The organism is Steroidobacter flavus (genome assembly GCF_042651805.1).
GTDB classification, from domain to species: domain Bacteria; phylum Pseudomonadota; class Gammaproteobacteria; order Steroidobacterales; family Steroidobacteraceae; genus Steroidobacter; species Steroidobacter flavus.
In genome coordinates, this window is the sequence record NZ_JBHSDU010000002.1 from 84,977 (window position 1) to 98,278 (window position 13,302).

The window sequence follows — 13,302 nt, forward strand, 5'->3', positions numbered from 1 at the left end:
CCAGCGTAGATCATGCGCAAAGACGAATTCGCCCGCCGGCGCCGGCAGCTCATGAAGATGATGGGCCGCGGTGCCATCGTCATCCTGCCCGCCGTTCCCGAGAAGACGCGCAATAGCGACGTCAGCTATCACTATCGGCCCGATAGCGATTTCTTCTATCTCACCGGCTTCGCCGAGCCCGAGTCGGTTGCCGTGCTGATACCGGGACGCGCCCACGGCGAATATGTGCTGTTCACTCGCGAGCGCGATCCGGCCCGCGAAACCTGGGACGGCAAACGCGCGGGGCCGGAAGGCGCTGTGCGCGATTACGGCGCTGACGATGCGTTCCCCATCAACGACATCGACGACATCCTTCCGGGATTGATGGAACACTGTTCACGCGTTTACTACACGATGGGCCTGCATCAGGAGTTCGATCAACGCGTGATCGGCTGGGTCAACTCGCTCAAGTCGCAGGCGCGGACCGGTGTGCAGCCTCCGCAGGAATTCGTGGCGCTCGATCACCTGCTGCACGACATGCGTCTATACAAATCGCGCCCCGAACTGGACGCGATGCGCGAGTCGGCCCGCATCGCCGTCGCCGCTCATACGCGCGCGATGAAGTTCGTCGAGCCCGGCCGCAAGGAATACCAGGTGATGGCGGAGCTGCTGCACGAGTTCCGGATGAACGATGCGGATATCTCGTATCACCCCATCGTCGGCAGCGGCGCGAACACCTGCATCCTGCACTATCACGAGAATTCGGAAGAGCTGCACGACGGCGACCTGTTGTTGATCGACGCCGGCTGCGAATACCAGCTGTATGCGTCCGATATCACGCGCACCTTTCCGGTAGGCGGTCGGTTCACGCCCGAGCAGCGGGCCGTGTATGAGGTCGTGTTGGAAGCCCAGCATGCCGCGATCGAGAAGACCCGGCCGGGCAATCATTGGAACGAGCCGCACGAGGCGGCCGTCAAAGCGATCACTCAAGGCCTGGTGAAGCTCGGCCTGCTCAAGGGCAAGGTGCCCAATCTGATCAAGGAAGGGGCGTATCGCCGCTTCTACATGCATCGGACCGGTCATTGGCTGGGCATGGATGTGCACGATGTCGGCGACTACAAGATCGGCGATCAATGGCGCGTGCTCGAGCCGGGCATGGCGATGACGGTCGAGCCGGGGATTTATATTCCGGCCGGCAGCAAGGGCGTGCCGAAGCGCTGGTGGAATATCGGCGTGCGTATCGAGGACGACGTGGTCGTGACCAAGGATGGCAACGAGGTGCTGACGGCGGGTCTGGTCAAGGACGCCGACGGCATCGAGAAGTTGATGAGCTCATGAGCGACCCGGATTCAACTCCCCTGGTGGTCGACGTCGCCATTGCCGGCGGCGGACTGGTCGGCGCGAGCCTGGCGCTCGCATTGGCGAAGCTGCAGCTCAAAGTCGTGCTGATCGAGGCCGCGCCTTTCGGTGCCGTCGATCAACCGAGCTTCGACGATCGCACGACTGCGATATCGAACGGCAGCCGACGCATTTTCGAAGCGCTCGGGGTGTGGCCCTTGATCGAGCGCGAGGCCACCGCGATCCGTCGCATTCATGTTTCCGATCAAGGCCGCTTTGGCTTCACTCGGATCGATGCCAAGGAACAGGGACTGAGCTCGCTGGGCTACGTGGTCGTCAATCGCGTCATGGGCGCGGCGTTGTGGCGGCGGCTGAAGGCTGAGCCCTCCATCACCGTGCTGGCACCGGCCAAAGTTCAGTCGATGCAATTACAACAGCACGTCCAGCGTCTCGAATGCGCGATGGACGACAGCGTGCGCATCGTCGAGGCGAAGCTCGCAATCGCCGCCGACGGTGCTCGTTCCACCGTGCGGCAATCGGCGGGCATCGGCTCTAGCACTTGGGATTACGAGCAGGTCGCGCTGGTCAGCAACGTGCTCTCTCAGCACTTCCACGATCACGTCGCGTACGAGCGTTTCACTAATGCGGGGCCGCTCGCGCTGCTGCCGTTGACGGAGGGTCGATTGGGGCTGGTGTGGACGTTCAGTCCCGAGACCGCCAAAGAAATGACGGCCCTGAGCGATACCGAGTTTCTGGCGCGCTTACAGGACACGTTTGGTTTCCGCCTCGGCCGCTTCACGCGGGTGGGGCAACGTCACTTGTATCCGTTGTCGTTGACCCGTTCGGACGAGTACGTCGCCGAGCGTCTGGCGATTGTGGGGAATGCGGCGCAGACGCTGCATCCGATCGCGGGGCAAGGATTCAACCTCGGCCTGCGCGATGCCGTGAGCCTCGCGGAAGTGCTTGCCGACGGGCTCGCGGAAGCCAACGGCGAGTTCGATGCGGGCGATGGCATGTGGCTGCAACGCTATCGTGAATGGCGGGCGGCCGATCGCGGCAACATCGTGCGCTTCACCGATGGCATGGTGAGGTTGTTCTCCCAGCCGTTGGGTCCGATCAAGCTGCTGCGGAATGCGGGCATGCTGGCGTTCGACCTCATGCCGGCCGCGAAGGACGCGTTATCGCAGTTGTCGTTGGGAGCGGCGGGTCGAGTGCCGCGACTGGCACGCGGTGCGCCGTTGAGCAAGGGATGAAAACAGGCTTCCACATTCTGATCATCGGTGGCGGTATGGTCGGCGCTTGTGTCGCCGCCTTGGCCGCCTCCAATCGTCACTTCGCCGATCTGCGCATCGCTGTGCTGGAGGCGAACCCGCCAACAATGCCCCCGCCCGAGGCGGTCGACGACATCGATCTGCGCGTCTCTGCGATCTCACGCGCTTCAGAGCGCATTCTGAGCGAGATCGGTGCATGGCCGCTGATACCGCGCCAGCACGTCTGTGCGTACGACGACATGAGCGTATGGGACGCTGACGGCAAGCCGCGCGGTCCCGGGTCGATTCATTTCTCCGCCAGCGAATCGGGTGAGCCCAACCTGGGATATATCGTCGAGAACCGTCGCGTGCTGTGGTCGATCCATGACTGCGCCGCTTTCCGCAATCGGGTGACGTTGCTTCGTGGCGAGCTGACCGGTCTGGAGTTCGAGGACGATCGTGCCGCTGCGATTCTCAGCGACGGTCGTCGTATCGAGGCGGCGCTGATCGTGGGCTCCGACGGCTCCGGCTCGTTGAGTCGCAAGCTCGCCGGCATCGAAACTCGCGGTTGGGATTACGATCAACGCGCATTCGTTACTCACGTGCGCACCGAACATCCGCATGAGCGAACGGCGTGGCAACGATTCTTGCCGGAGGGACCGATTGCGTTCCTGCCGCTCGCGGATGGGCGCAGTTCCATCGTGTGGACCACCACACCGGACCATGCCGAACGTCTGGTGACCGAAGCGCCCGAACAGGTTGGCAATGAGTTGGCACGGGCCATCGACAACACGCTCGGCAAGGTCGAGCTGGCCGGCCCGCGGGGACAATTCCCTTTGCGGCTCACGCATGCCAAAGAGTATTGCCGCGAGCGATTCGTGCTGGTCGGCGATGCGGCCCATGCCATTCATCCCTTGGCGGGGCAGGGCGTGAACCTCGGTTTCCTGGACAGCGCCGCGCTGGTCGAAGTGCTGGCGGAGGAGCTGGAGGGTGGACTTCCGCCGGTCGCTATTGGTGAGCGACGGGTCCTGCGTCGTTACGAGCGCTGGCGCAAGAGCGAGAACGCGGTGGCGCTGGGTCTGGTCGATGGCTTGAACAAATTGTTTGGCAGTCGCGCCGATACGCTCGGCTGGGCGCGTCGCACCGGCTTGAGCATGCTCGATGGCAGTATGCTCGCCAAACGTTTCCTGATGGGGCGTGCGCTCGGCATACGCGGGGCGGCGCCGGCGTTGGTTCGCTCGCATCGCTGAACTGCACGGACACGATTCAACTAGGGTGGGCCGGGGGATGCAAAGCACGCTCTTCATCCAATCCCCGCCGGTGCTGGGCAACCAGTATGGCGACGACGCCTTTTTGCGTGACTATTTGCAGCGACGCCTGCCGGCTGGAATGTTGGCTGAGATCGAGCCGTCGCTCGCGGAGCTGGGCGAGTCGGCTGGCGGCGAGATGTATCGACTGCAGCTGCAGGACCGACTCAACGAGCCGACGCTCACGCAGTGGGATGCCTGGGGCAATCGCGTCGATCGTATCGAGGTCTCGCCGCTGTGGCGCCGGGCCGCTGACATTGCGGCGAGCCAGGGGCTGATCGCGATTCCCTATGAGCGTCGTCACGGGCGCTTTTCCCGAATCCATCAGTTCGCGGCGGTGTATCTGTTCCATCCGTCGTCCGATGTTTATACCTGCCCGTTGGCCATGACCGACGGTGCCGCCCGTACGTTGTCCGTTTCCGGCAATCAGCCACTCATCGATCGAGCCGTCACTCGGTTGACCAGTCGCGATCCTGCGCAGGCCTGGACGTCCGGTCAATGGATGACCGAATCGACCGGCGGCTCCGATGTTGGTGCGTCGTTGACTCGCGCTGTGCGCGACGAGTCGGGCCAATGGCGGTTGTATGGCAAGAAGTGGTTCACCTCGGCCATTACGTCACAAATGGCGCTCACGCTGGCGCGCCCCGAAGGCAATGGTCCTGGCGGCAGCGGTCTGGCCATGTTCTACGTCGAGACTCACAACGACGATGGCAGCTTGAACGGCATTCGCGTCGAGCGTTTGAAAGATAAGTTGGGGACGCGAAAGGTCCCGACGGCTGAACTCACATTGGACGGTGCGCGGGCAGTGCTGGTCGGCGACACCCGGCATGGCACTCGAAACATCGAGCCCATGCTGACCGTGACCCGCGCCTGGAACAGCGTGACGTCGGTCAGCTTCATGCGCCGGGCGATGGCATTGGCGCGTGCCTATGCCAGTCAGCGACGCGCGTTCGGTGCGAAGCTGGACGAGCTGCCCTTGCACGTCGATACGCTCGCCGGCCTGGAAGCGGAAACGCGTGGCGCGTTCCTGCTGGCCTTCGAACTGGTCGAGCTGATGGGGCGGCAGGAAGCCGGCGAGCTCGACGATGTCCAGAAAGCGCTGCTTCGAGTCATCACGCCCATCGCCAAGCTGCTGACCGCCAAACAAGCCGTCCACGTTGTGAGCGAATGCATAGAAGCGTTCGGTGGTGCCGGTTATGTAGAAGATACCGGTCTGCCGCTGCTGTTACGTGACGCGCAGGTGCTGCCGATTTGGGAAGGAACCACGAATGTGCTGGCATTGGATACAGTGCTGCGTGGGGAGCTCAGCGTCGGCTTGCCGGCATTGCGGCAGCGGGTCCAGCAAGCTATCTCGGCTCAGGGAGAGGAGCGCCTGGCCAAGGTGGGTCGGCAGGCACTGGCTGCTGTCGAGCACGTCTCGAGCTGGTTGAGTCACAATGACGACCCGCGTCGCCTGCAGGCCCACGCCCGCCGGGTGGCGATGACTCTGGGTCGCGCGCTGGAGCTGGCGTTGCTGGTCGAGCATGGCGATGTTGCCGCGGCCTGTCGGTTCGCTGCGGCTCCCGTGGATTTGCTGGTCGATATCAAGAGCGAAGATTCCGCCCGCCTGATCGAATGAACAATCGTCACATCTATGTGCTGTCAGCGGTGCTGGCGCTGATCGGCTTGGCGCTGTTCGCGTACAAGTCGCAAGTGCTCGGCTTCCCGCTGCAGCCGCAGGAACAGACGCGCGTCTGGACCGTCGAGGCGGCGGTGCGCTTCGATCCGGGGCCGGCGGCCGTCAAAGCGACTTTGCGCATTCCGAACCTGACGCCGGGCTTTTCCATTCTGGATGAGAATTTCATTTCGCGCGGCTTCGGTCATGCGACCCGCAGCGCGCCGGCGGGCCGCGAATCGCAATGGACGCTGCGTCAGGCCAACGGTCCGCAAACGCTCTATTACCGGGCGCAGGTGTATCGCGATGCCAGCCGGATCGCCGAGGACACGACACCGCCATTTCCTGAGCCGCCGGTGCTCGATGAGCCGTCGCGCATCGCCATGGAAGGTTTGATTGCCGAAGTGCGGCGTCAGTCGGCGGACGTGGCGAGCTTCACGACCGAGCTGCTTCGTCATATCAATCATGCCGAGCGCGATCCGTATGTCAGCCTGTTCATGAGCCGCGGCAGCGCGAATGCCGATGCGGCTGAGCTCGCGACGATCTTTCTGGCCGGCGCCCAGATCCCGGCTCGTATCGCGCACGGCATTCAACTGCGTAGCGTGACGGGCCCGGTGCAATCCCAGCAGCTGCTGGAAGTGCACGACGGCGTGCAATGGTTGTACTTCGATCCCAAGACGCTGGAGCAGGGCTTGCCGCCGGACTTTCTGATCTGGTGGCGGGGCGACGAGCCGATCGCCAGCCTCGAAGGCGGCAGCAATCTGGATGTGACGCTCGCGGTTCAGCAGAACCTGCTGGACTCGATGGTGGTCGCGGAACGTCGGGCCGAATTGACCGGCTCGCACGCGATGGACTTCTCGCTGTTCTCGCTGCCCATCGCGACGCAGGCGGTGTACGCGGTGCTGATGATGATCCCGATCGGCGCGCTGGTGATCATGCTGTTGCGTAACTTCATCGGCGTGAAGACGTTCGGTACGTTCATGCCGGTGCTGGTCGCGCTGGCGTTTCGCGAGACGCGGTTGCTGTGGGGCATCGTGTTGTTCGCGATCATCGTCTCGCTGGGGCTGTTGATCCGGTTTTATCTGGAGAAGCTGCGGTTGTTGCTGGTACCGCGTTTGACCACCGTGCTCACGGTCGTCGTGTTGTTGATGGCGGGCATCAGCGTGCTCAGTCAGAAGTTGGAGCTGCAGCCGGGCCTGTCGATTGCGCTGTTCCCCATGGTCATTCTGTCGATGACTATCGAGCGCATGTCCATTGTTTGGGAGGAGCGTGGCGCGTCCGAGGCCATTCAGGAAGGCATCGGCAGCTTGCTGGTGGCGGCGGTCGCGTATGTCGTCATGGGCATCGCGTGGCTGGAACACTTGATCTTCGTGTTCCCTGAGCTGCTGTTGCTGGTGATCGCGGTGTCGCTGCTGGCGGGTCGTTACACCGGCTATCGATTGCTGGAATTGCGACGCTTCAAAGCGCTGTCGCCGTCGCGGAGTGGCCCGTAATGTTTGGCCGCTACCGCGGGTTGGCCGACGAAGGGGTGCTTGGGCTCAACAAGCGCAACGGCGATTACATCCTGCGTTTCAATCCGCGGCGGCTGTATCCGCTGGTCGATGACAAGCTGAAAACCAAGCGGCTGGCGTTGGCGGCGGGGATTGCGGTTCCGCAGTTGTATGGAGTCATTGAGACTCAGCACGACATCCGGCGGCTGCCGGAGATTGTGAAGGATCATCCGGAGTTCGCGTTGAAGCCGGCGCATGGCAGCGCGGGCGACGGCATCGTCGTGATCTCGGGGCGCAGCTCGCAACGGTATCGAACCATCAGCGGCACGTTGCTCGACGACGACTTCCTGTCGCATCACCTTTCGAATGCCATCAACGGACAGTTCAGTCTGGGCGGCGTGCAGGATGTGGTGATCGTCGAATATATGGTCCGTTTCTCGCCGCTGTTCGAGCGCATCAGCTATCAAGGTGTGCCGGACATTCGGGTGATCGTGTATCGCGGCTTCCCGATCATGTCGATGGTGCGTCTGCCGACGCGTCAGTCGCATGGCAAAGCGAATTTGCATCAGGGTGCGGTCGGCGCGGGCATCGATCTCGCCACCGGTGTGACTTTGGATGGCGTCGTCGGAACGCAGGTGGTCACGCATCATCCGGATACGACGCACGCGATTTCGGGGCTGAAGATTCCGGACTGGGATGTGATCCTGGATATTTCGGCGCGATGTTATGAGCTGACCGGCATGGGATATATCGGCGTCGACGTCGTGCTCGATCGCGACCTCGGTCCTCTGGTGCTCGAGCTCAATGCCCGCCCGGGGCTGGCGATTCAGATCGCCAACCGGCAGGGCTTGTTACGCCGCCTGAAAATCTGCGACGAGCGCGCCAACTTCTCCGCCCCCGCCCCCGAGCGCATCGCTTTCGCTCAACGCGAGTTTTGCCACCCGGTCGGGCCTGTGCTTTCTACTGAGGCTGTCGCCAGCGTTGCGTAGTTACGGCGCGTTGCGCGGATCCGAGCCGGGCTGAGGTGGGCTCCACTTGGTTTTCGGTGCGGGGATATCGATCGAGGTGAAGAAGCCGGCGGAGGTTCGGATAGTTACCTTGGACGGTCGGCAGGTGAAGTCGCGCAGGTCGATGCGCATGGGCTTGGTGAAGTCCTGGCGGGCGTGGTCGTTGGGTTGGTCGTCGATCAGCAAGCCGAGGATTTGCATGCGCTCATCGTCGAGCCTGGTGCACTTGTCCCATTGCACGCGGAACTGATGATCCGGGTTGGTGCCGCGATACGCGATGGTCATCACGAGTTGATCTTTCGGCGCGTCGTAGGTCAGCTTGGTTACCGAAATCGCCAATGCGGGGGCGAGGTAGAGGAGGGCAGCGATACTTGCGACGAGTCGAGCTAACGTAACGCGGCGCATGTCGGGTCTCCAGCTAAGTGCGTGGTAGAGCGTCCACCTTGGCGGCGCAGATGAAATCGTTCTGCGACAGCCCGCCAATGGCGTGAGTGTTATAGGTCATTCGACAATAGCCGTAGCCGACTTCCAGGTCGGGGTGATGATCTTCGGCGTTGGCGATATGCGCCACCGCGTTCACGAAGCTCATCGCATGATAAAAGTTACGAAACTTCCATTCGGCGCGGATGCTGCGCCCGTCGGCGGCGAGTTTCCAAACGTCGCTCAGCTGCTTCATCAACGACTGCGCCTCGCTCAGCGACAGCGGTGCGATGCCGCCTTCACAGGGCTTGCAGCGTTGTTCAGTGAGTGACGTCATGCCGTCTCCCGCCGCGCATAGGTCTTGGCGATGTACTCCTCGACCAGCGACTGAAACTCTTCGGCGATGTGCTCGCCCTTGAGCGTGGGGCCTTTCTCGCCATCGACATAGACTGGGGCCACCGGCCGCTCGCCCGTGCCGGGCAGGCTGATGCCGATGTTGGCGTGCTTGCTCTCGCCCGGGCCGTTGACGACGCAGCCCATGACCGCGACGGTCATGTCCTCGACGCCGACGAATTGCTTGCGCCATTCCGGCATCTGATGGCGAATGTGAGATTGGATCTTCTGGGCGAGCTCCTGGAAATATGTCGATGTCGTCCGGCCGCAGCCGGGGCACGCGACGACCATGGGCATGAACGAACGCAGCCCCATGGTTTGCAGAATCTCCTGCGCGACGATGACCTCGGTGGTGCGGTCGCCATTGGGCTCGGGTGTGAGCGAGACGCGAATGGTGTCGCCGATGCCCTCTTGAAGCAGGACCGCCATACCCGCGGTGGAAGCGACGATGCCTTTCGAGCCCATGCCGGCTTCGGTAAGGCCGAGGTGGAGCGCGTAATCGCAGCGTTTCGCCAAATTACGATACACAGAGATCAGATCCTGCACGCCGCTGACCTTGCACGAAATCACGATGTGATCGGAGCCGAGGCCCAGCTCTTCGGCGCGCTTGGCCGATTCCAGCGCCGAGACGACCAGCGCCTCGCGCGTGACATCGCGGGCGTCCATCGGATCGGCGGATTTGGAGTTTTCGTCCATCAGACGGGTCAGCAGATCCTGATCCAGGCTGCCCCAGTTCACGCCGATGCGCACCGGCTTGTCGTTGCGGATCGCGACTTCGATCATTTCGGCGAACTGCGGGTCGCGCTTGCTGCCGCGGCCGACATTGCCAGGGTTGATACGGTATTTCGCCAGCGCCTCGGCGCAGGCCGGGTGCGCCTTGAGCAGCTTGTGACCGTTGAAATGGAAGTCGCCGACGATGGGCACGTGAATGCCCATCCGTGCGAGCCGGTCGCGGACGTGCGGGACGGCGGCGGCGGCTTCGTCGGTGTTAACAGTAACGCGCACCAGTTCGGAGCCGGCGCGAGCCAAGGCTTTGATCTGCTGGGTGGTGGACTCGATATCGGCGGTGTCGGTGTTGGTCATCGATTGCACGACGACCGGGGCGGGACCGCCCACAGTGACAGAGCCGATACGAACGGGGATGGATTGACGTCGGGTTGGGCGCATAGAGATGCGTATTGTATGCCGGCTTCGGCTACCATACGCGCACCCATCGCAAGGCACGGCCGGAGAGAGCGGGAACGACCCCGCCGCCGAAGGCGCAACCGCCCGGAAACGCTCAGGCAAATGAACGGCGTGCACTGTGGACCGGGCGGAATTCCGCCCACCACACGGCGGGCTCTGGAGAGTAACTGCGAACTCTGACTGATTCGGAGGGGCAGTTCACCGAAGGGGAGAGGTGCCTTACTGCCAGTGAGGGCCGGATCTCTCAGGTCACAGGACAGAGGGGCGTTGAACGGTCATCCGTTCGGCGCGGACCTTTTTACCTGATTCAACTCTCGGCCAATCCGGAGCATTCGATGGGCTTCAAGACTCCCCTGTACGACACACACGTCGCCGCCGGCGCCCGCATGGTCGATTTCGGCGGCTGGGACATGCCGGTCAATTACGGCTCCCAGATCGAAGAACATCACGCGGTCCGTCGCGACGCCGGCATGTTCGATGTGTCCCACATGCTTATCGCCGATGTCACCGGCGCTCGCGTGCGCGACTACCTGCGCTATCTGCTCGCCAACGATGTCGCCAAGCTGAAGGATTCAGGCAAAGCGCTGTACAGCTGCATGCTCAACGAGCAGGGCGGCGTGGTCGACGACCTCATTGTCTATTTCATCAACGAGTCCTGGTTCCGTGTGGTCGTGAACGCCGGCACGCGTGACAAGGATATCGCGTGGCTGAAGCGCTTCTCCGACAAGTTCGGCGTCGACATCAAGCCGCGCACCGATCTGGCGATGATCGCCGTGCAAGGCCCAAACGCCCGCACGAAGGCCGCGACGCTGATCGGCAAGCATGCTGACGAAGCGCTGCAATTGAAGACCTTTGTGGGCCGCGAGCTCGGTCAATACTTCATCGCCCGCACCGGTTACACCGGCGAAGACGGCTGGGAAGTGATGTTGCCGGTCGGCGAAGCGCCCAAGTTTTGGAGCGATCTGAAGGCGGCCGGCGTCGCGGAGTGCGGTCTCGGTGCGCGCGACACGCTGCGTCTCGAAGCGGGCATGAACCTGTACGGCAACGACATGGATGAGAAACAGTCACCGCTCGAATCCGGTCTGACCTGGACCGTCGCATTCGATCCGCCGGAGCGCGATTTCGTCGGCCGCGCCGCGCTCGATGCGCAGCGTGCGGCGGGCGTGAAGCGCAAGCTCGTCGGTTTGATTCTCGACGATCGCGGCGTACTGCGCGGTCATCAGCGCGTCGTGACTCCGGCCGGCGACGGCGAGCTCACCAGCGGCACTTTCTCGCCGACCATGGAGAAATCCATCGGCTTCGCGCGGGTGCCGGCGGCGACGGGCGATCGCGTCGAGGTCGATATCCGCGGCAAGCTGCTCTCCGCACGCGTCGTGAAATATCCGTTCGTGCGCAACGGCAAGCCGCTCGTCTCGTAACGCGCCGCGGCCTCCGTGCCGTATGCCAGATTTCGAATATTCGAGTTTTTCTGATTTCATCTTCGCTTCGTTATTGAGGACATCGTCATGTCGAACATTCCAGCCGATTTGAAGTATCTGGACTCCCACGAATGGGCGCGCGTCGAAAGCGACGGCACGGTCACCATCGGTATCTCCGACCATGCGCAGGGCGCGCTGGGCGATCTGGTGTTCGTCGAAGTGCCGGAAGTGGGCAAGTCGCTGAGCAAAGGCGGCGCCGCCGCCGTGGTCGAGTCGGTCAAGGCCGCCTCCGATGTTTATAGCCCGCTGTCGGGTGAAGTGATCGCCGCGAACGACGCGCTGAGCGGCTCGCCCGAGCTGGTCAACAGCGATCCGTACGGCGCCGGCTGGTTGTTCAAGATCAAGCCGAGCAACAACGGCGAGCTGCAACAGCTGCTCGACGCCAAGGCCTACGAGAAGGTCGTCGCTGACGCTGCCCACTGAGTGCCGCCATGCCGTTCATTCCTCATACCGAAACCGAGATCGGCGAAATGCTGGCCGCCATCGGCGCGCCCAGCATCGATGCGCTGTTCGACGAAATTCCGGCGGCGCTGCGGATCAAATCGCTCGCCGCGATTCCCGATGCACTGAGCGAGATGGATGTCGGGCGCCTCATGCAGGCACGAGCCAGCCAGGACGGTCGGCCGCTGAACTTCCTGGGCGCCGGCGCTTACGAGCATCACATTCCCGCTGCTGTCTGGGCGATCGTCACGCGCGGTGAGTTCTACAGCGCGTACACGCCGTACCAAGCCGAAGCGAGCCAGGGCACGCTGCAGCTGTTGTACGAATACCAGTCCATGATGAGCAGCCTGACGGGCATGGAAGTCTCGAATGCGTCGCTGTACGACGGCGCATCGGCGCTCGCCGAAGCGTGCTTGATGGCGGTGCGCGCCCATCGCAAATCGAAGTCGGCCCGCATCGTCGTGCCGTCGACGTTGAACCCGACGTATCTGTCGGTCTCGCGCGCCGTCGTCGAAGGTCAGAATCTCAGCTTCACGGTGCTGCCGTATGAGTCCGGCAAGGGCACACTGCAGTTCTCGAAGCTCGAGGCGCTCAAGGGCGAAGATCTCACCGCCGTCGTCATCCAGCAGCCGAATTTCTTCGGCCAGATGGAAGACGTGGATGCGATCACCGACTGGGCGCATGCCAACAATGCGCTGGTCATTGCGGTCGTGAATCCGCTGTCGCTGGCGTTGTTCAAGCCGCCGGGCGAGTGGGGCACGAAGGGCGTCGATATCGTCGTCGGCGACGGTCAGCCGTTCGGCGTGCCGCTGTCTTCGGGCGGCCCGTACTTCGGCTTCATGACCACGCGTATGGAACATGTGCGTCAGATGCCGGGACGTATCATCGGTCGCACCGTCGACCTCGATGGCAAGCAGGGTTTCACGCTGACTCTGCAGGCGCGCGAACAGCACATCCGTCGTAGCAAGGCGACTTCGAACATCTGCACCAACCAGGGCCTGCTGGTGACGGCGGCGACGATTCATATGTCGCTGCTCGGCGCGGCCGGTCTGGAATCGGTGGCGGCGACTTCGCAACGGCAGACGAGCAAGCTGATCGAGAAACTCACGCGCATCCCCGGCGTGAAACTCGCGTTCGACGGTTACCGTTTTCATGAAGCTGTGTTACAGCTGTCGGTCAAGGTGAGCGATGTGCTCGACGCCTTGGCTAAACGCAATATCGTCGGTGGATTGGATTTGTCGAATCTTTATCCCGAACTGGGCAACGCGCTGCTGGTGTGTGCGACGGAAACGCGCACCGATGCGGATTTGGATACCTACGCCGCTGCCCTGGCCGACGTTCTGGAGCGCAAGCCGTGAGC

12 protein-coding genes and 2 riboswitches are annotated in these 13,302 nt (G+C 62.8%); of the genes, 9 read left to right on the forward strand and 3 right to left on the reverse strand.

The window, feature by feature from the left end:
- Positions 1-12 precede the first annotated feature (12 nt).
- From pepP to ACFPN2_RS04575, 6 genes are read left to right on the forward strand one after another with little or no spacing between them, the layout of a single operon-like run.
- Positions 13-1,317: a Xaa-Pro aminopeptidase gene (pepP, locus tag ACFPN2_RS04550; protein ID WP_380595441.1), complete on the forward strand. Its 1,305-nt coding sequence runs from the start codon at positions 13-15 to the stop codon at positions 1,315-1,317.
- The gene (gene ubiH, locus ACFPN2_RS04555) at positions 1,314-2,570 is read left to right on the forward strand and encodes a 2-octaprenyl-6-methoxyphenyl hydroxylase (protein WP_380595442.1); all 1,257 of its coding nucleotides are present in this window, start codon (positions 1,314-1,316) and stop codon (positions 2,568-2,570) included. The genes pepP and ubiH overlap by 4 nt, the downstream gene beginning before the upstream one ends.
- Positions 2,567-3,817, forward strand: a complete 1,251-nt coding sequence (locus tag ACFPN2_RS04560) for a UbiH/UbiF/VisC/COQ6 family ubiquinone biosynthesis hydroxylase (protein WP_380595443.1) — start codon at positions 2,567-2,569, stop codon at positions 3,815-3,817. The genes ubiH and ACFPN2_RS04560 overlap by 4 nt, the downstream gene beginning before the upstream one ends.
- A gap of 37 nt (positions 3,818-3,854) precedes the next feature.
- A complete protein-coding gene (locus ACFPN2_RS04565) occupies positions 3,855-5,492 on the forward strand; it encodes an acyl-CoA dehydrogenase family protein (RefSeq protein WP_380595444.1) in 1,638 nt (545 codons plus the stop codon).
- Positions 5,489-7,021, forward strand: coding sequence for an inactive transglutaminase family protein (locus tag ACFPN2_RS04570; protein WP_380595445.1), 1,533 nt, complete (start codon positions 5,489-5,491; stop codon positions 7,019-7,021). Before ACFPN2_RS04565 ends, ACFPN2_RS04570 begins: the two co-directional genes overlap by 4 nt.
- Positions 7,021-8,007, forward strand: a complete 987-nt coding sequence (locus ACFPN2_RS04575) for an alpha-L-glutamate ligase-like protein (RefSeq protein WP_380595446.1) — start codon at positions 7,021-7,023, stop codon at positions 8,005-8,007. Before ACFPN2_RS04570 ends, ACFPN2_RS04575 begins: the two co-directional genes overlap by 1 nt.
- On the opposite strand, the gene ACFPN2_RS04580 is transcribed toward ACFPN2_RS04575, so the two are convergent.
- Genes ACFPN2_RS04580 through ispG form a run of 3 tightly spaced genes read right to left on the reverse strand, consistent with a single transcriptional unit; the run spans position 8,008 to position 10,011 of the window.
- Positions 8,008-8,430: a hypothetical protein gene (locus ACFPN2_RS04580; protein WP_380595447.1), complete on the reverse strand. Its 423-nt coding sequence runs from the start codon at positions 8,428-8,430 to the stop codon at positions 8,008-8,010. It abuts the gene before it with no gap.
- Positions 8,431-8,443: 13 nt separating this feature from the next.
- Entirely contained in the window at positions 8,444-8,782 is a 339-nt protein-coding gene (locus ACFPN2_RS04585) for a 4a-hydroxytetrahydrobiopterin dehydratase (protein WP_380595448.1), read from the reverse strand.
- On the reverse strand, positions 8,779-10,011 hold the full coding sequence (ispG, locus tag ACFPN2_RS04590) for a flavodoxin-dependent (E)-4-hydroxy-3-methylbut-2-enyl-diphosphate synthase (RefSeq protein ID WP_380595610.1): 1,233 nt from the start codon (positions 10,009-10,011) through the stop codon (positions 8,779-8,781). The genes ACFPN2_RS04585 and ispG overlap by 4 nt, the downstream gene beginning before the upstream one ends.
- Before the next feature lie 43 nt (positions 10,012-10,054).
- Positions 10,055-10,142, forward strand: a riboswitch (glycine riboswitch).
- A gap of 27 nt (positions 10,143-10,169) precedes the next feature.
- A riboswitch (glycine riboswitch) is annotated at positions 10,170-10,293 on the forward strand.
- 65 nt (positions 10,294-10,358) lie between these two features.
- Here ispG and gcvT point away from each other — a divergent pair.
- The 3 genes from gcvT (at position 10,359) to gcvPA (ending at position 13,300) form a co-directional block, all read left to right on the forward strand.
- A complete protein-coding gene (gene gcvT, locus ACFPN2_RS04595) occupies positions 10,359-11,441 on the forward strand; it encodes a glycine cleavage system aminomethyltransferase GcvT (RefSeq protein ID WP_380595449.1) in 1,083 nt (360 codons plus the stop codon).
- Between the two features lie 87 nt (positions 11,442-11,528).
- On the forward strand, positions 11,529-11,924 hold the full coding sequence (gene gcvH, locus ACFPN2_RS04600; RefSeq protein ID WP_129775013.1) for a glycine cleavage system protein GcvH: 396 nt from the start codon (positions 11,529-11,531) through the stop codon (positions 11,922-11,924).
- Positions 11,925-11,932: 8 nt separating this feature from the next.
- Complete coding sequence (gene gcvPA / locus ACFPN2_RS04605; RefSeq protein WP_380595450.1) at positions 11,933-13,300, forward strand: aminomethyl-transferring glycine dehydrogenase subunit GcvPA; 1,368 nt, start codon at positions 11,933-11,935, stop codon at positions 13,298-13,300.
- Positions 13,301-13,302 lie beyond the last annotated feature (2 nt).